The organism is Alkalihalobacillus sp. TS-13, from assembly GCF_019720915.1.
Lineage (GTDB): Bacteria > Bacillota > Bacilli > Bacillales > Fictibacillaceae > Pseudalkalibacillus.
The window spans coordinates 508876-525798 of record NZ_JAHKSI010000001.1; the positions used below are offsets into that span (position 1 = coordinate 508876).

25 protein-coding genes and 1 pseudogene are annotated in these 16923 nt (G+C 41.0%); 17 read left to right on the plus strand and 9 right to left on the minus strand.

The window, feature by feature from the left end:
- Nucleotides 1–199: 199 nt before the first annotated feature.
- Entirely contained in the window at nucleotides 200–700 is a 501-nt protein-coding gene (locus KOL94_RS02475; protein ID WP_221563763.1) for a sigma-70 family RNA polymerase sigma factor, read from the plus strand.
- Nucleotides 701–949: 249 nt separating this feature from the next.
- Here KOL94_RS02475 and KOL94_RS02480 read toward each other — a convergent pair whose 3' ends face one another.
- Nucleotides 950–1081: a DUF3941 domain-containing protein gene (locus KOL94_RS02480; RefSeq protein WP_221563765.1), complete on the minus strand. Its 132-nt coding sequence runs from the start codon at nucleotides 1079–1081 to the stop codon at nucleotides 950–952.
- 56 nt (nucleotides 1082–1137) lie between these two features.
- Nucleotides 1138–2007 (minus strand): DegV family protein, encoded by an 870-nt coding sequence (locus tag KOL94_RS02485; protein WP_221563767.1) that lies wholly within the window; start codon nucleotides 2005–2007, stop codon nucleotides 1138–1140.
- A 237-nt stretch (nucleotides 2008–2244) separates the two neighbouring features.
- Between KOL94_RS02485 and KOL94_RS02490 the strand changes: the two genes are divergently transcribed.
- A complete protein-coding gene (locus KOL94_RS02490) occupies nucleotides 2245–3087 on the plus strand; it encodes a YitT family protein (RefSeq protein ID WP_221563768.1) in 843 nt (280 codons plus the stop codon).
- Between the two features lie 46 nt (nucleotides 3088–3133).
- Here the strand turns inward: KOL94_RS02490 and KOL94_RS02495 are convergent, their stop codons facing one another.
- Together KOL94_RS02495 and KOL94_RS02500 are read right to left on the minus strand one after the other, a co-directional pair.
- Nucleotides 3134–3394: a NifU N-terminal domain-containing protein gene (locus KOL94_RS02495; protein ID WP_221563770.1), complete on the minus strand. Its 261-nt coding sequence runs from the start codon at nucleotides 3392–3394 to the stop codon at nucleotides 3134–3136.
- Between the two features lie 52 nt (nucleotides 3395–3446).
- A complete protein-coding gene (locus KOL94_RS02500; protein WP_221563773.1) occupies nucleotides 3447–3899 on the minus strand; it encodes a GNAT family N-acetyltransferase in 453 nt (150 codons plus the stop codon).
- 221 nt (nucleotides 3900–4120) lie between these two features.
- Between KOL94_RS02500 and KOL94_RS02505 the strand changes: the two genes are divergently transcribed.
- The gene (locus KOL94_RS02505; protein WP_221563775.1) at nucleotides 4121–4795 is read left to right on the plus strand and encodes an adenine nucleotide alpha hydrolase; all 675 of its coding nucleotides are present in this window, start codon (nucleotides 4121–4123) and stop codon (nucleotides 4793–4795) included.
- Nucleotides 4796–4812: 17 nt separating this feature from the next.
- Entirely contained in the window at nucleotides 4813–5382 is a 570-nt protein-coding gene (locus KOL94_RS02510) for an SGNH/GDSL hydrolase family protein (RefSeq protein ID WP_221563776.1), read from the plus strand.
- Nucleotides 5383–5668: 286 nt separating this feature from the next.
- On the opposite strand, the gene KOL94_RS02515 is transcribed toward KOL94_RS02510, so the two are convergent.
- Both KOL94_RS02515 and KOL94_RS02520 read right to left on the minus strand, forming a co-directional pair.
- Nucleotides 5669–5821 (minus strand): hypothetical protein, encoded by a 153-nt coding sequence (locus KOL94_RS02515; RefSeq protein ID WP_221563778.1) that lies wholly within the window; start codon nucleotides 5819–5821, stop codon nucleotides 5669–5671.
- Nucleotides 5822–5865: 44 nt separating this feature from the next.
- Nucleotides 5866–6686: pseudogene (locus tag KOL94_RS02520) on the minus strand (Cof-type HAD-IIB family hydrolase).
- A gap of 188 nt (nucleotides 6687–6874) precedes the next feature.
- Between KOL94_RS02520 and KOL94_RS02525 the strand changes: the two are divergent.
- The 5 genes from KOL94_RS02525 to KOL94_RS02545 all read left to right on the plus strand — a co-directional run bounded on the left by KOL94_RS02525 (nucleotide 6875) and on the right by KOL94_RS02545 (nucleotide 10379).
- Complete coding sequence (locus tag KOL94_RS02525; RefSeq protein WP_221563780.1) at nucleotides 6875–8362, plus strand: Na+/H+ antiporter NhaC family protein; 1488 nt, start codon at nucleotides 6875–6877, stop codon at nucleotides 8360–8362.
- Nucleotides 8363–8485: 123 nt separating this feature from the next.
- The gene (locus KOL94_RS02530; RefSeq protein WP_221563782.1) at nucleotides 8486–8758 is read left to right on the plus strand and encodes a hypothetical protein; all 273 of its coding nucleotides are present in this window, start codon (nucleotides 8486–8488) and stop codon (nucleotides 8756–8758) included.
- 132 nt (nucleotides 8759–8890) lie between these two features.
- On the plus strand, nucleotides 8891–9658 hold the full coding sequence (locus KOL94_RS02535; RefSeq protein ID WP_221563784.1) for an alpha/beta fold hydrolase: 768 nt from the start codon (nucleotides 8891–8893) through the stop codon (nucleotides 9656–9658).
- A gap of 249 nt (nucleotides 9659–9907) precedes the next feature.
- Nucleotides 9908–10126, plus strand: coding sequence for a DUF1659 domain-containing protein (locus KOL94_RS02540; RefSeq protein ID WP_221563786.1), 219 nt, complete (start codon nucleotides 9908–9910; stop codon nucleotides 10124–10126).
- Nucleotides 10127–10160: 34 nt separating this feature from the next.
- Nucleotides 10161–10379, plus strand: a complete 219-nt coding sequence (locus tag KOL94_RS02545) for a DUF2922 domain-containing protein (protein WP_221563788.1) — start codon at nucleotides 10161–10163, stop codon at nucleotides 10377–10379.
- 280 nt (nucleotides 10380–10659) lie between these two features.
- Here the strand turns inward: KOL94_RS02545 and KOL94_RS02550 are convergent, their stop codons facing one another.
- Nucleotides 10660–10800, minus strand: a complete 141-nt coding sequence (locus KOL94_RS02550) for a hypothetical protein (protein WP_221563790.1) — start codon at nucleotides 10798–10800, stop codon at nucleotides 10660–10662.
- A 174-nt stretch (nucleotides 10801–10974) separates the two neighbouring features.
- Here KOL94_RS02550 and KOL94_RS02555 point away from each other — a divergent pair, with 174 nt between their 5' ends.
- From KOL94_RS02555 to moaD, 6 genes are all read left to right on the plus strand, one after another.
- Nucleotides 10975–11112, plus strand: a complete 138-nt coding sequence (locus KOL94_RS02555; RefSeq protein ID WP_221563792.1) for a YvrJ family protein — start codon at nucleotides 10975–10977, stop codon at nucleotides 11110–11112.
- A gap of 72 nt (nucleotides 11113–11184) precedes the next feature.
- Nucleotides 11185–11496, plus strand: coding sequence for a metal-sulfur cluster assembly factor (locus KOL94_RS02560; RefSeq protein WP_221563794.1), 312 nt, complete (start codon nucleotides 11185–11187; stop codon nucleotides 11494–11496).
- Nucleotides 11497–11766: 270 nt separating this feature from the next.
- A complete protein-coding gene (locus KOL94_RS02565; RefSeq protein ID WP_221563796.1) occupies nucleotides 11767–13035 on the plus strand; it encodes a molybdopterin molybdotransferase MoeA in 1269 nt (422 codons plus the stop codon).
- Nucleotides 13023–13556 carry a molybdopterin-guanine dinucleotide biosynthesis protein B gene (gene mobB, locus KOL94_RS02570; protein ID WP_221563798.1) on the plus strand — a complete coding sequence of 178 codons (534 nt, stop codon included), beginning with the start codon at nucleotides 13023–13025 and terminating at the stop codon, nucleotides 13554–13556. Before KOL94_RS02565 ends, mobB begins: the two co-directional genes overlap by 13 nt.
- Nucleotides 13557–13560: 4 nt before the next feature.
- Nucleotides 13561–14031: a molybdenum cofactor biosynthesis protein MoaE gene (locus KOL94_RS02575; protein ID WP_221563800.1), complete on the plus strand. Its 471-nt coding sequence runs from the start codon at nucleotides 13561–13563 to the stop codon at nucleotides 14029–14031.
- Nucleotides 14024–14260 (plus strand): molybdopterin converting factor subunit 1, encoded by a 237-nt coding sequence (gene moaD / locus KOL94_RS02580; RefSeq protein ID WP_221563802.1) that lies wholly within the window; start codon nucleotides 14024–14026, stop codon nucleotides 14258–14260. The genes KOL94_RS02575 and moaD overlap by 8 nt, the downstream gene beginning before the upstream one ends.
- Here moaD and KOL94_RS25100 read toward each other — a convergent pair.
- Entirely contained in the window at nucleotides 14257–14388 is a 132-nt protein-coding gene (locus tag KOL94_RS25100; protein WP_260412180.1) for a hypothetical protein, read from the minus strand. The two genes, moaD and KOL94_RS25100, sit on opposite strands and share 4 nt — an antisense overlap.
- Nucleotides 14389–14439: 51 nt before the next feature.
- Here KOL94_RS25100 and KOL94_RS02585 point away from each other — a divergent pair, with 51 nt between their 5' ends.
- Nucleotides 14440–15561 (plus strand): TDT family transporter, encoded by a 1122-nt coding sequence (locus KOL94_RS02585; RefSeq protein ID WP_221563803.1) that lies wholly within the window; start codon nucleotides 14440–14442, stop codon nucleotides 15559–15561.
- Nucleotides 15562–15584: 23 nt separating this feature from the next.
- Here KOL94_RS02585 and KOL94_RS02590 read toward each other — a convergent pair whose 3' ends face one another.
- Nucleotides 15585–16397 carry an undecaprenyl-diphosphate phosphatase gene (locus KOL94_RS02590; RefSeq protein WP_221563804.1) on the minus strand — a complete coding sequence of 271 codons (813 nt, stop codon included), beginning with the start codon at nucleotides 16395–16397 and terminating at the stop codon, nucleotides 15585–15587.
- A 170-nt stretch (nucleotides 16398–16567) separates the two neighbouring features.
- Here KOL94_RS02590 and KOL94_RS02595 point away from each other — a divergent pair, with 170 nt between their 5' ends.
- Entirely contained in the window at nucleotides 16568–16867 is a 300-nt protein-coding gene (locus KOL94_RS02595) for an LSm family protein (RefSeq protein ID WP_221563805.1), read from the plus strand.
- The last annotated feature ends 56 nt before the right edge of the window (nucleotides 16868–16923 follow it).

Genomic DNA, 16923 nt, shown 5'->3' on the forward strand with positions numbered 1-16923 from the left:
TCAAAGAAAGGGAATACAAACCTCTAATAGGAATATCTCATCTAATCCTACGTAATAAAGAACCATAATACTTCTCATCATTCAGTTTTAGACGCATAATCCTGCTGAGGAATGCACAAATTCGGTAAATGCTTAGGATCTTCCGCTTTTGTAAGATCGAAATGACCGCGGAAATCTAGAAGAAAGCATGCTTTCAAGAATGGAGTTCGTCTTGAAAGAACCATTTGAAAAAGTGCTTGCAAATTATGATCCATTAATCAAAACAATGATCAGAAGGTATTCCCATAGCCTGGAATTCGATGAATCATATCAGATCGGCAGGATCGCCCTTTGGGAAGCCTATAAACGTTTTGATCCAGACAAGGGGGCGTTCCCCGCTTATGCTCAACGTTACCTTTCTGGTAGATTCCTGCAAATAATGAATAAGAAATATGTGATCATGGTCCATGCAGAAGAGCACACTTTAGAAGAAAATAATTCGTTTGTTGTTCCTTATCTAGATGACCTTATCGTTAATGACTATTTACAGAATCTATCTGAGCGGGAACGACTATATGTCAACGAAATTATTTTGAAACAGGGAAGCATGAAAGAGTTAGCGCGTATCGAAAGAGTGTCATATGAGACTGTCCGCTCGTGGCGGAAGAATGCTTTGGTTAAATTACGGATAAAAGGAACAGCCATGAAAAAAGATAAGTAAAACAAATAGAGGCTGTCCTTCTGGAGGCAGCCCCTTAAATACTTAATTATGTTTGTTGATTTTTGGAAATTCACTCCCTTTCCGCGGGCAATCGAAAAGCGGAAGCGACCCGTTCAGTCACGAAGGTCACTGGAGGACTGACGAGGAAGCTGTCGCTGCCGCAGGAAGTTTGAAGTGATCCAAGTGAATGTCGCTAAGCTAGACATCACGTCCGTGCATGCAAATTTCGCTTCAATCAAACGGTCTTAATTATAAATGATCTGTTTTCTTTGAATATTGTCGTGTACCTTTGTTGATATTCGATTGTTCCATTTTATTTTTCAATTCTTGCTGTGCTTGGTTATCGCGCTTTTTCTTATCGTTGTCTTTTGTGTTGGACATGCTGGATCCTCCTTATGGACGGCGTTATCCCTTAGGCTTGACCTTTAATAGAGGAATTATTCGAAATCAGGTGTACCATTCAAGAAGAACACAGCCAATGTGCCAGGTCCAGCATGCGCTCCAATCGCACAACCGATTGTATTCACCATAACGTTTTTGGGGTTGAAAGTGGATTCAATCAAATCTTTCAATTCATTTGCACGGGATAGATCGTCAGCATGCGAAATCGCAACTGTCTGATTTTCCATTTCACTGCTGCGTTCGCCAATCAACTCGATCAGGCGTGAAAGAACTTTCTTGCTTCCTCTTACTTTTTCCAGAGGAAACAGCTTTCCATCTTCCATGTGCAAAATTGGTTTGATCTTGAGAAGTCCTCCTACAAAGCCTGCTGTTTTGGAGACACGTCCCCCTCGAACCAAATATTCTAAATCATCCACAGTAAAAATGTGTTCGATTTTGTCAATTAGGGTATGTGTGTAAGTAATAAGAGCGTCTATATCATCTGAGCCTTGTTGGATAGCTTGAGCTACATAATAGGCAATCAATCCATATCCAAGCGAAGCACTCTTTGAATCGATGATCGTTATGTTGGTTTTCACGCCGTCATCCTGTAACTGATCTCGAACGAGACAGGCGGTTTGATATGTACCGGATAACTCAGAGGACAATGTAATATAAATAGCAGGTTGTCCACTTTCAGCAAGCTTTTCAAATAATGACCTCATACGGTCAGGTGGTACTTGAGAGGTCTTTGGTGCAGCTCCGTCTCTCATGAGTGAATAAAGTCTTGAAGGCTGGATGGATTCCTTGTCGTAGTATTCTTCCTCATTAACATGGACCACTAAGGGAAGAACATGGATCTTCTGCTCATCAACCACATGTTGTGGCAGATCACAACCCGTATCAACAATCAATTGTATAGTCATTTTTACACCTCACATATCGTTGCGTTTAGGACTTTTATCTAAGTGTAGCCTTGACAAGGGTAAAAAGCAATGGAATATTGCTTTTTGTAAATTTACATGGTGACATAACGCGCTTACAGCTTTTCAATAGAAACAATCATAAAGTAAAATGCCTTTGTATAAAAAATCCGTTGACAACTTGAAGGATGATCTGATAAAACTAGAACGTTCTACTAGGAGATGAAAGAAGGGATTCATATGTCGTTGGTAACCGAAATCAAAAAAATCATAATCATTTTATTAGGTGCTGCTCTCGGTGCCGTTTCACTTAACTATTTCTTAATACCAGCTAACGTCTATGCAAGTGGGTTCACTGGGATTGCGCAGTTGCTCGCAAGTGTATTACAGCAAACACCTATACCAGCCTCAACCGGTATTATCTTATTCATATTGAATATTCCTGTGGCAATCTTAGGTTGGTTGAAAGTCGGAAAATCATTCACGTTTTATAGTATCATCAGTGTCGCAGCAACTACATTTTTTCTTGAAATCATTCCTATAAAAGTAATCTCCGAAGATATATTATTGAATGCTGTCTTCGGTGGTGTGATTGCTGCAATCGGTATCGGTTTTACGTTGAAATGGGGTGCTTCCACTGGGGGGATGGATATTATAGCGATGGTTCTTTCACGCATGAAAGACCGGCCAATCGGAATCTATTTCTTCACCCTTAATGCAGCGATCATCTTCACAGCTGGCATATTATACGGCTGGGAAAAAGCATTATATACATTAGTGACGCTATATGTAACTTCACGAGTTATTGATGTCATCCATACACGACATGAAAAATTAACTGCGATGATCATCACGAAGAAAGGGAAAGAAATCCAACAGGCGATCCATCAAAAAATGGTGCGAGGAATTACCAAAATCCCTGCAAAAGGTGGATTTACCGATGAAGACAAAGAGCTCCTGATAATCGTCGTAACACGGTATGAATTATATGAGCTCGAACATGCGATCAAGGAAGTCGATCCACAAGCATTCACGAATATCGTCAATACTACTGGAATTTTTGGCTTCTTTCGACAAGACTAAATAGCAAAGGGGATGATCGCCAATCGGTCATCCCCTTGAATTTGTTTTAATATGATTTTTGGAATACTTCCTGTACTTCAGGTACGATCTGATCCCAATCACCATCAGGCGTCTTGTTCACTGTAATGAAGTCCTGAAATCCGAAAATGGATTCTACACCTTCAATATCGAGTAGTGCTGAGGCGACTTCATCCTCAGGGGCATCTCCTTTACGATAGGAAAGTCTTCCGTCAAACAAAGGTTGATTTGCTGAAAATTTAAGTGCGTTCGGATTGGGTGTTGGATCGATTGTAAATTCAACTGTCATTGTAAATTGCTCCCTTCATTAGTTAATTCGATTGTATCAAAATTATTACGTGCTAAAAAGAAAATCCGTAGCGTTTCGATACAACTTCATAAAAACCGAGAGAATGGTAAATATGTTTTGTTACGGCATTATTGATGCCTGTTTCAAGTTCAATCGACTTGATACCGTTTCTTTCAGCCCAATAGACGACATGAAGCAGTAATTTCCGGGCGATTCCTTTATTCCGTTGATCTTCTTGAACATAAAGTTCATTGAGCCACATGTAATGTCCGCCCTTCGCCAAACTCACGCCAATGTTGAAAAAGGCGACACCGACAATTTCATCATCAACCTCAGCAACTACTATATAAGCAGTGTCTTTACTTTCGAGTGCAAGATGGATGCCAGTCAAAATGTGATCATACGTTCCTGAATTTTCGTGATTGATCCGTTGTTTAGTTAATAGGTGTGCAATATTTTGTCTCGTACTATGAGAAACTTCTCGATCTACTTCGTATATTTTCATGGTGTAACCCTCCTATGACCCACTTTCCTAATTCAAGGTCAAAGACTTAATTCCTGCTTAATAAGCATAATAAACACAATCTTTAATTTTTTACCTGAAAAAGGAAACCTTTTTCTTGGTTCATGCGTCTATATAGAAGGGTACAATATTTCGGCATGTACGGAAAGCGGTAAATTCGTTCGAATACATATATAAAATCCAGTTCGTAAAGGAGGGAGACAATGAGGAACCGATCTGTCCTTTTCTGGAGTGGGGGTAAGGATTGTTTGATGGCTCTGGATCAGGTGCTCGATTCTCAAACATCCAGCGTCGCATACCTTCTTACGACTTATGATGAAATGACCAATAGAGTCCCTTTTCATGGCATTCATATAGAATTGATTAAAGCGCAGGCAAGTTCACTTCGAATTCCGCTAGTAGCAGTACCCTTACCGCATAAACCATCAAATATTGAATATCAAACTATTTTACATAGACATTTAGATCCTTTAATACAACAAGGAGTGGGCTCTGTCATTTTTGGAGACATATTTCTCGATGATTTACGAACATATCGAGAATCTCTTATACAGGAGAAACAGATGAATGCTTTATTTCCACTATGGGGAAAATCCACAAATATATTATCATCCCAATTCATTTCAAAAGGTTACAAGGCTGTCATTTGCGGAATAGATACTGAAGCGGTGATTAAGAATTCACTTGGTCAGGATTTTGGTGAAGATTTCCTCAACCAACTTTCCGATCATGTCGATCCTTGCGGTGAGAATGGAGAGTTCCATACTTTCATTTATGATGGCCCGTTATTTGAAAAGAAGATCGATTATGTTGCCAGACCGAAAACAAATAGCCTGTATGGAAAGTACAAGTCCATTGAATTGGACACCCCTACATGATAAAGGAGGTTAGGAACATGCCAACATTGGTTTGCTTTGGAGACAGCCATACCGCGAAGGAGGAAAGCTTGGAAGGGTATGAGCGTTTGACTCCACGTTTGAGAAACAATCTTACAAACTGGACAATCGTTAATTCAGGAATTTCAGGAGAGACAACAAGAGCAGCTCTTGCCCGGTTGCAAGATGATGTATTACGCCATTCTCCTGACATTGTGACAATCTTATTTGGTTCGAACGATGCAAGTGAACATCGACGGATCAACCTCCCTGAGTACGAACGGAATTTAGAAATTATGATCGATCGGATTACGGCAGAGAAAACGATCATAATAAGCCCGCCACCGATCATCGAGTTCTATCAAAAGAAGCGCAGCAATGAGGAACTGCAGAAGTATGCAGAAGTAGCAAAGAAAATCGCTGCAAAACGCGGATGTCACTTCATTGATTTATGGTCGTACTTTTCAAAAAATAAGTTGTATGAAAAGATGCTAGAGAAAGATGGATTGCATTTCAATGAAAGGGCATATCTCTTCCTTTCTGAACTCATATTGGATGAGGTGAAGAACATTTATGCTAAAGCGGTTTGAAAGGATGAAAAGGACTGAGTGGACCATCAGAGGATGTTTCTGGTGTCTCTAAGCAGTTCTTTTTTTAATATTCACTACGAAGAGTTTGTTCATAATCGTTTAAAATGTCGAAACATGTCCAATGTTGATAAAATCGATAAATGGGAAATGTTCAATAAAAGATGATCGATGTACATTTCATCTTATTTCGTTATCGCGGGACAATGAATTATCCTTCTGACCTATACAATTAAAAAATGACCACAAAAGGCAATGATTCAATAAGCCTTTTGGGTCATTAGCAGCGTTATTCTCCGCCAGTCGATAAATATTCGGATCGTTTCTTTTGTTTTGTACGATCTTCGTCAGACATGGTTGTATTGATTTCTTGTGCATCGTTGCCCTGAACTCTTTCAGCGCCTTGTTCAATCGCACGCTTTGAACGGTTTTTCTTGCTCATGATTCGAACCCCCTTCACGATCTAGTATCCCGCAAATGGACGTCCTATACACGTTCCTTCAATGAAAGTAAATCCTCCAAGAAATAGGCGATCCCGTCCTCTTCATTCGTTTTGGTAACTCCGTTAGCAATATTTTTCAGTTCCGGAATGCATTTCCCATCGCAATCCCATATCCCGCATATTCGATCATTTCTAGATCATTATCTTCATCTCCAAATGCGATGACCCTTTCCTGGGGAACGTTCATTGATTCAGCTACCTGTTCCAATCCTACTGCTTTATTCAAGCCGGCTTTGACAACCTCTATAATGTTCCAGGGTGCACCCCATACTCTGTGATCGATGACTTCAGCATGCTTTGCCTTCAACAGTTCTCTCAATTCCTTGACATGGTGGTCTTGCGGACGGACCAATAAGGAAGTTGGATTATGCGGGAGAGCGTGAATCAGGTGTCCGACGTTCAAGTTTGCTTTTTCAATTAAAAAAGAATTGATGATGAATTCGTCTTCCCGGTGTAAATAAACATCATCTAACACCTCGGCAATGACATTTTTTACATCAAACTCTAGGCAGGTTTCTACGATCTCTTTGGCGACATCTATCTCCATCGGTGAATGGAACCGTCCCCATTCTGGGCTTTTCGGGTGATGGATAAATGCGCCGTTGAAGTTAATAATAGGAGTGGATAATCCGAGTTCATGGTAATATTGTTCGCTGCCACGAAATGGCCTCCCGGTAGAAATAACGACATGATGCCCGTTATCCATAGCTTGCTGTAAGATATTCTTTGTATGTACTGAAACAGTTTTATCATCTTTCAATAAAGTTCCGTCTAAATCAACGGCAATCAAATAGGGTTGTGACATCCCCATGCCCCCTTTGTTTATATCATGACTAGTTCCATCACCCAACCACTTGGATACTTAACGTACGTCCCATTTTACCGAGTCAGGTGGAAAAAGTCCAATAATTGTAAGTCTTTATACGCCTGTCGAATAAAGACGAAATATGATATGATAATTCAGGACGTTTTTTATGAAATGGAGGAAAGTCTATGGGAAATGAACATCATTCAAGCGAAGTGAAAGAGGCGATTGGGAAGAAAGATATCGGACGCCTTCATTTTCGTGGGGGAGTCTTTACAGCAACTATTCCTCTCGTTTTTTTCATCGTTTGGGCAATTACATTAAGTGTTCTTGAATTAGTCACAGAAGAGGCACTTGTCCTTGGAATGGTTCTAGGAATCTTGATCGGCTTATTTTTTTGTAAATCAAAATGGTCCGATTATGCACAGTCTCTTTTTGCAGGTATGGCACAACCGATAGGAGTCATCGCTGTCATTGCCTGGTTTTGGGCAGGGATGTTCGCGAAACTTCTTTCTGCAGGAGGATTAGTGGATGGATTGATCTGGTTTGGTTTTCAGACGGGACTTGAAGGCGGTTTCTTTGTCGGACTGACCTTTCTGTTAGCGGCATTATTCTCTACAGCTGTTGGGACAGGCTATGGCACAGTCGCAACTTTTGGGATATTGATGTACCCAGCAGGTCTTGTCCTTGGAGCAGACCCGGTCGTATTATTAGCAGCCATATTAAGCGGAGCTGTGTTTGGGGATAATTTAGCGCCGGTTTCTGACACAACGATCGTTTCAGCAACGACACAGGATGCAGACGTACCTGGAGTCGTTCGTTCACGTTTCAAATACTCTATTGCAGCGGCGATTCCATCATTGATTTTATTTGTTATATTCGGGGGCGGCGGAAGTATCAACAATCAAACCGCACTCACCCAACTTGAACAACAGGTGACGCCAGCTGGATTATGGTTGCTTCTACCTTTCGTTCTTGTCCTATACTTAGCTTTGAGCGGACATCATTTATTGACCTCCTTGACATGGGGAATCGTATCATCAGTTGTTGTCATTTTTCTGACAGGTACTCCTTTGAGCGAAGTCATTTCAATCCATAAGGAAAACGGAACGCCTGTAGTTGAAGGAGCATTGATGAGTGGTATCGGCGGATACTTCAATATGGCAATCCTGATCTTATTCATTCTCTCAGCAGCACATTTACTTGAAGTAGCAGGTACGATGGAAGCAATACGGAACTTCTTCCTGAAACTCATCAAGAATGTTGTCCGCAGGGCGGAGCTATCTATTTTTGCAATCGTTGCTTCATTGAATGTATTCATAACAATCAATACAGCAGCAGAAATTGCAGCAGCACCATTTGTAAGAAAACTTGGTAAAGAGTTCAATATCCACCCTTATCGACGGGCTAATTTCCTTGATACGATCTCGTCCTCATTAGGCTATATCTTCCCTTGGAGCGGTGGTGTGCTTCTTGCCTGGGCGACAATAAAGGGAGCGGCAAAGGACTATGATTTCTTAACGGTAGTAGAGCCGACAGACGTGTTCCCGTATGTCTTTCAGGGCTGGGGATTATTGATCGTCATGCTAATTGCAGCACTTACCGGGTGGGGTCTTCGTTACACAGGTAAAAATGGTGAAGAAATTCATCCGAAAAATTATAAGCATGAATCTTAAATGTGTATAAGGTTACTTTCTTCAATAGTGTACGTTGACTATTGGATAGGAAGATGTTGGGTGTTTAATGTTATAGAGAAAGGGTAATTATGAAATTAAACTACTTGAGGAGGTTGACTTGAAATGAAATTCACACCGAAAAAAGCAATTGTGTCAGGTGTCGCAGCAAGTGTAGCAGGTGCAGCTACCTATTATCTAAAAGATCGCTCAAACCGAATCAAGGTAAAAGAGACCCTGACTGACTTCACGACTAAGATTAAAGATCGTGCAGGGAAGTTCAACAATTCTAATGTACCTGTCGAGAAAGCTGGAGAGCCAAGCGACGTTGAAGACAGCAAGATGGTTGCTGAAGGCGCTCAAACAAGTGTTGATTATTATAACAAAACCCAACAATAAAATATTTGAAAGAAAGCATTCGCTGCTTGCGGGTGCTTTTTTTGGTTCAGACCGTTGTCGAGGTCCTTTAGTTCCACTCATAGCATAAACTTTGTTAAAATAATGACAATCAATCTTTGGAGTAGATGTCTTATGATAAAAATCAGTACAGAATACATACAAAACATACCAATACTGAATGTAGCTAGAGAAGATATTTTTTCAGATACACTGCCTACCCTTGTTTTTCTCCACGGTTTTACGAGTTCGAAGGAACAGAATCTGTCCTATGCCTATCTGCTAGCCAAGAATGGGATTCGTGTCCTATTACCAGATCTTCCGTTGCACGGTGAACGCTCTGACCCGATCTCAGTAGAAGAACGGCAATGGAAATTTTGGGATATTGTCGTGCAAGGGATTGCTGAATTCAAGGAAGTTGCAGACCATTATGTGACAAACGGTCATACTGACTCTGGTCGGATTGGAGTCGCAGGTACCTCTATGGGAAGCATTACGATGTTCGGTGCACTAACGCAATATGACTGGATTAGAACCGCTGTTTCCTTAATGGGGACTCCTAGTTATGAGCAATTCGCCAATATGATGATCCATTCGATCCAAAAAGAGGGCAGGCAGCTACCGTTATCCACATCTGAACTAGAATCGAAAGTTCAGAGCTTAAAGCCTTATGATTTATCCTTGAATCCTCGTTTGTTAGGGGATAGATCTCTGTTGATCTGGCATGGGAAAGCAGATAATGTTGTCCCATATCAACTGACGAAACAATTTTATGAAAGCTTAGTGAAAGCAGGACTATTTCGAGAAAACCAGGTTGAGATGGTGACTGATCCAATTGCTGGCCATAAAGTGACGCGCGATGCCTGTCATAGAGCAGTGGAATGGGTAATAGAAAAATTATAGAGAATGGAAGAAGCCCTTAATCGGGGCCTCTTTTTTTTGCTCGTGTATTCCACTGCACTTGCACGCTTCCAACTTAAAGTTGCTCAATTAACTTCTGAAGTTGCACAATTTTCCACTAAAGATGCACGATCACCCACAAAATTCAAATTCACTCCATCTCCTTATCTAAAGCTTTTGAGAAAAAAATCAAATTCGTCTCCCCCTTTTTGCGATGAACTTTGTATTTATTAGGTGAAAGGGGGTGAGGGAATGGCAACAGCAATCCTGAATGACACAAGATTGACGATCACTTTTGATGCTGGGATCGATCTCGAAGGGAAGCCAGTCTATAAACGTAAAAGTTTCACTAACGTAAAGAGCAGTGCAACACATGACCAGCTCTTTGCTATTGTTGAGGCACTGGCACCACTTCAACAGTATCCAATCAACGATGTCGAGCGTACAAACTCATTTGACCTTAGTGCTTAAAGCGTCTAACTAATTGAGGAGAGGAGGAATCTTGATGGCAAAACAAATTGAATTGTTATTCGAAAATGAGGAAGGGAAAACAGTCCGTCTATCCCTTGATGAACCTGTAGAACCAGTTGATACAATTGCATTGGAATCAGCTATGGATCAGATTTTGGCAGAAAATGCATTCGTATCTTCTGGAGGCGATCTTATAGCTAAGAAGGGTGCACGCATTGTAGAACGTAACGTTACAGATATTCCATTATCATAATGGGTATTTTAAGGATCGGCTTCATGCAAGTCGGTCCTTTTTTCGATTAACTTAGCCATATATAAAGGCTTTATTGTTGATTTTTACGAAATTCACTCCCTTTCCGCGGGCTCAAGAAAAGTGGAAGCGACCCGGTAAGGCACGCAGGTCACTGGAAAACTGACGAGGAGGCTCGAACCAAACAAAGATTTGGTTCTGCGTGGGCTCACTCATAAGGATATCAATCAATGTGTAGACCGCCGCAGGAAGTTTGAAGTGATCCAAGTGACTGGTCGCTGAGCTAGACATCACCTCCAAGCATTAGCCCTAATCCGCAAGCCTCCTCACTTGCACAGGATGTCAACACAAAAATGAAATCATTTTCGTGTCTGCGATGGGTATTCTTAGAAGCTTTCCTTCTGCTGGCTTCGACGTTCACCATAGGACGTGGTGGTATTTAGTCGAAGTTCATTATTATAGTCGAAGCTCCTTTTAAAACAGTGGGGTCTCGCCTGGCTCGCTTTTCCCGCAGGATTGTCGCAAATTACGCTTCACTCAAATTTAAGCAGAAATCAACAGTATGATTAATTTTAATAGAAATGAAAGGGGTGACGAGATGGAACAATGGGTTACGGTGATGAGTGATTTTGGTTTTCCTGTTGTTGTAACACTCTACTTGCTGCACAGAATCGAATCGAAACTCGAATCATTGAACCAATCCATCAACAATCTTCCTAATCAATTGAAAAGCTGATGCGGAACATTTTATGTCCTGCTTCCAATGGGTTATACTATAATCAGAAATTCGAAATGGAAGGGGTTCATTATGGCTAACGAAGAAGTTAAAGAAAAGTTGATGGAAGCACTTGAAGAAGTAGAAGATCCTGAATTGGGTGTAGATATCGTTAATTTAGGGCTAGTATATGATGTCGAGCTAGATGAAGAAGGTATGGCAAAAGTAACGATGACTTTGACTGCTATGGGTTGTCCGTTAGCAGGAACGATCGCTAACGATGTACGCAATGCACTGATCGATTTTCCTGAGGTCAAGGAAGTTGACGTTAATATTGTGTGGAATCCACCGTGGACAAAAGACAAAATGTCCAGATATGCAAAAATCGCTCTTGGAATTCAATAAAAGAGGAACCATAATACAAAAACGATGGATTGATCCGAAAAACAGTAGCTTTCAATGCAACAGTACATGTCTTATGTTGTAATATGCTGCTCTCGGGTCGATCCTTTTTTGCATTTAAAAAAGGTATAAAATGCTTTCTTCCATATAAGCGCAACGAAAGCTCAGCCTGCGCCAAAGGTTTGGCTTTGCTAAGTTTTCTTTGTTGATTTCGTGAAACTGTCAGGAGTCTTTGCTAAAATGAAAGTGGAATGTTAAAAGGCGGTGACAAGTATGGTCGTTGAACGCAGGAAACCGATTCAGATTGGGGAAGGGATTAAACGGGTCCTTGAGTATCCTCTTCAATTACAATCTGAAGAATTGAATATAGAAAATGCGGCAGATCGAGTATTAGCAGAACCGATTATTGCAGATCATGATGTACCTCCATTCAATCGTTCTCCGTATGATGGTTTTGCATTAATAGCAAAGGATACAGAACAAGCTTCGACTGAAACGCCTGTCCATCTTGAGGTTATTGAAGAAATCGGTGCAGGTCAGGTTGCAGAGTCCAACCTACAATCTGGACAAGCGATCCGCATCATGACCGGAGCAGCGATTCCAGATTGTGCAGACGCAATTGCCATGTTTGAAGTTGTCAAAGAAATTCAAAAAGACGATAAGATAATGATCGAGATCGGCAGAAGATTTTCGTCTGGACAAAATATTGCGAGGCAAGGCGAAGATACGGAGAAAGGGACAGTGCTCATAACAAGAGGGACAATGATCACACCAGGCGTGACTGCTTTGTTAGCTACTTTCGGGTACAAAACCGTTGACGTCTTCCGGAAGCCGAAGATCGGAATTTATGCAACCGGTACTGAGCTTTTGAACATTGATGAACCTTTACAACCAGGGAAGATCCGTAATTCCAATGCCTACATGATCGCTTCTCAAATCCGAAAAATGGGCGGAGAACCGCTATATCTAGGGAAATTAGATGATGATTTTGATGTGTGCTTTGATGCTGTGTCATCTGTATTACACGATGTTGACGCTCTCGTCACAACAGGCGGTGTTTCGGTCGGGGATTATGACTATTTACCAGCTATATACGAAAAACTCGGCGCAACTACGCTTTTCAATAAAATTGCTATGCGGCCCGGAAGTGTAACCACTGTGGCCGAATATGAAGGGAAGCTGCTTTTCGGTTTATCAGGGAACCCTTCCGCTTGTTTTGTCGGTGGTGAGCTTTTTGTAAGACCGTTCATAAAGCAAGCTGCAGAGAGTACACCATTCCTAGCAAAAATGAGAGCGATTCTGGCAAAGGATTTTCCTAAGCCGAATCCTTTTACACGGTTGGTCCGGGGAAAAATCGATTACGCCCCAGAAGGGATCCGCGTCGCCCCTACAGGTCTAGATAAATCGAGCTCGGTTACATCGATTGCTGAAGCGGATGTTTTCATTGTCCTCCCGGGTGGAACGAGAGGCTTTCAAACAGGGGACGAAGTGGATGTCCTATTATTCAACCATGAAAGTGACCTGAATCCATGGGAAGTGTAAATAACACCATTCCTGTCATTCAATTTGCAGGATATAAAAAAAGTGGGAAAACAAGCTTCATTAAAAAAATCGTCAGCGAGTTATCAGGAGAGGGTTACCGTATAGGCGTCATCAAACATCATGGACATGGCGGGGCGCCTGACATAACAGAACCTGAACACACTGATACAGCTCAATTTCAGAATGAAGGAGCCTATATGACCGCAGTAGAAGGGGAAGGTGTCCTCCTTTTAAAGGTGAATGGAAATGGAGGAACCATTCCCCTCGAACAAATTGTATCGATGTATCAGCAAATGCCTTTGGATCTTATTCTAGTAGAAGGATACAAAAAGGGTCCCTATAGCAAATTCCTAATTGCAAGAAATGAACAAGAGCTGAAGTTATTGCTTGGGGTTTGCGAAAATGTCATTGGAGTGATCGATTGTAAAGCGGAGGAAAGCTCTAGGCTCATCAGCTTCGGTTTCAATCAAGCTGATGAATTCACCAAGTATCTAAAAGAAGAGTTTTTAAAACGGAGATGAATCCATGTCTAAACACTTTTACATTACAAAAGAACCGCTCGACGTAAATGTAGTCGTTGAGAAAGTGGTCCATCCCCATGCCGGAGCGATCAATACGTTCATCGGCACTGTACGGGAGTTGACGAATGAGAGGCGGACACTCTTCCTTGAATACGATGCTTATATTCCGATGGCTGAAAAGAAATTAGCGCAAATCGGTTCAGAAATCAATTCTCGTTGGAATGAAGCGCGTGTGGCAATTGGCCATCGGATCGGCAGGTTGGATATTTCAGATATTGCTGTCGTCATTGCGGTTTCGACTCCTCATCGGGCAGACTCGTATGAAGCGAGCCGCTATGCGATTGAACGAATCAAAGAGATCGTCCCAATTTGGAAAAAAGAACATTGGGAAGATGGCGAAAAGTGGATCGGCGATCAGCTGGAAAAGACGGAATACCCGTCAGGAAAACCAGGAAAGGAGAATCTTGATGATTAATGTATTATTGTTTGCCGGACTACAGGAAAAAGTCGGAAAAAGCGAGCTTTCTGTTGAGAAACAGGAAGTGACGGTCGATCAACTTATTACTCATATTCGTGAAACGGAGCCCAAACTGGACCTCTCAAATGTAATGGTTGCAGTCAATGAAGAATTTGTAAACAATCCCGGTCAAGTCATCCGTGAAGGTGATACAGTAGCGCTATTACCGCCAGTTAGCGGTGGTTAAGTAGATTTCCTTTTTCGATCACATTCAAAACAGCATACGCCTGTTTCTGTTTTGATTCCATTGAAAAAGCCATCCATACAATAAATCGGCTTTTTGCAAATCTCGCACTTTCCGATATATTCTTTCATATCTATCCTCCTTACACATAACACATAAATAGTCTTGAGGTTTAGTTGACAATGTTTATTCAAGCAATGCCAGTCATTCTATCATTCTTAGTTTATATTTTCTTTTATCTTGATACAAACCCGAAATTGATTTATTTATTAATCATTACAAGCTATTTTACAGGCGCTTTACTTGTTTCTTCTTTTGTCCGGAAGGAAGATCCCAGTAAAGGAGCTCTGATCATGGGTTTAGGTATCGTATCATTTGGACCGGTCCATACAGTCAATTTCATTCAAGAACCTGAAATCGTTCCATTTTTATTGATTGGTTTATGGATTCAAATATCGATTAGTTATATCAAGCACTTCAACAAATGGAGCTTTCGGGATGCCAATCATACTTTTTTGCATGGAACATGGGTGGCCGCTACATCAGTAGTAGGGGTTTCTGTACTCTTTTATTATCCGCATGAGCCCTTTGTGTCCAAATTGATCGCAGTCTTGGCTGTTTTGCTATGGGTAGGATATGCAGTTCTATCAATTTACGCATTCCAAAAGATCATCTTTTCTAAAATGGATTTAGATAAGGTACATGGCGGCATTTTGCTAACAGTTGTAGCAACACAATCCGTCGTTATCGTGATGGAATGGACGTTTGATCTATTGAAGTCGGTAGAGCTAATCTTGATGAGTATAGGTATCGTATTTTATTTGGGTAGCGTTGGGGTCCTGATTATTCGATATGCCAGGAACACTTGGACAATTGTTGATGATTGGAAAAATACGAATTGTATTGTGCATGGGGCTTTATCAATCACAGGAGTAGCCTGGCTGAATATCAGTGTACCCAGTAGCTCTTTCAGAATCTATTGGCTTCTTGTTTTCAGTGTTTTTCTTCTTGTTGAGTTGATGGAATTGTACCGGGCCATCAAGTTGATAAAGCTCTTAGGGGTGTATCAAGGTATTTATGTGTATCATCCATCCCAATGGACAAGGATTTTCACATTCGGTATGTTTTATTATTTCACTTCAATATGTAAGCCTCTGATCCCTGTTACCTATGGGTATATAGGTGTTATTGATGTCAGCATCCTTTTACTGGGACCTGTCATTATCATCTTGACGATCATCCAACTTCTCATAATGGGATATCCAATACTAATGAAAGTCACAGAAAAAGCGCCGGGCAATTAAGCCCAGCGCTTTTTTCAATCAAACTACATGAATAAAATCACCAATGGTCCGACGATGAAACAATAGATGGCAAAGTATTTCAGATTTCCTCTAGCCATGATCCCCATCAACCACTTCAATGAAATGTATGAAGCGATAAATGAAATCAGAAAGGCTACAAGGTACGGTATCAATAATTGATCAAGCAGCGGGTCGTCCTTTAAATCACCAAAACTTAAAATCATTGTCCCGACACTTACCGGGATGTATAGCAAGAATGAATAACGCAGTGCAGTTTCTTGCTTCATGCCACGTCCCATTGCAGCGACAATCGTTGCGCCAGAACGGCTAATTCCCGGAATTAGTGCAACCGCCTGGGCAAGGCCTACAATCAGTGCATCCTTAATCGATAGGTCTTGCTCGTATTTACGCCCACGAAGGTTTCGGATCAACCATAACGCAATACCGGTGACGATTAAGGCTGCTCCGACCACCTTGATGTCTTTCATATTCCCAGAAATGAAATCCTCAGCTAATATTCCAATGACTGCAGCAGGAATCGTTCCGATGATCAGATAGACAATGAACATGAAGTCTGATCGATATTTTCTGTCTCTCGTCATCGTAAAATTCAGACCGTTTGTCGTAAGCCTAACAAGATCCTCCCGATAGATCACTAGAACAGCAAGTAACGATGCGAAATTCATGAAGACTTCAAAACTGAATCCCTCGATATGTATATCCAAAATCTTTTCTGCAAAGACCATATGGCCGCTTGATGAAATAGGGATGGGCTCAGTAATTCCTTGTACAAATCCAAAAAAAGCATATTTCAAAAGTAGAAAGAGTTGATCCATTTAACGTTCCTCCGAATAATATATCTCTGTTTCTTTTCAAATGCACATGTAGTCATTAAACAATAAATGAACGAACTAGTAAAGAGATAATTCGTGAAATTTGTCATAAACCTGTCCTTACACATTTATAACTCTGTGTGAATATCATGAAAATGTGAGGGGGGAAGATCGTGCCTTATCGTAAATATATGAAAGCTTTAAACAATCATAACCAGATGATGCAAAAACAATGTAAGAAGCATATAAATCAGTATGTACAGTGTCATATGATGGATGGGAAAGTGTATGAGGGGTATGTTGAAAAGGTTGATAAACAGAATATATACTTAATCATAGAAGTAAAATACAAGAAAAAGCCTGGAATGAGTCAACCTAGACAATATTTGGGATTTCCTGAGCCGGGGTTAGGGTTTGAACGGATCATCTTGCCTCTGCATTTCCTGACGGCTGTATCTTTGGTTCCATATTAAGATTTGAAAGTCACCACAAAAAGGTGGCTTTTTTGTTGTTTTCTTATTATTGATTT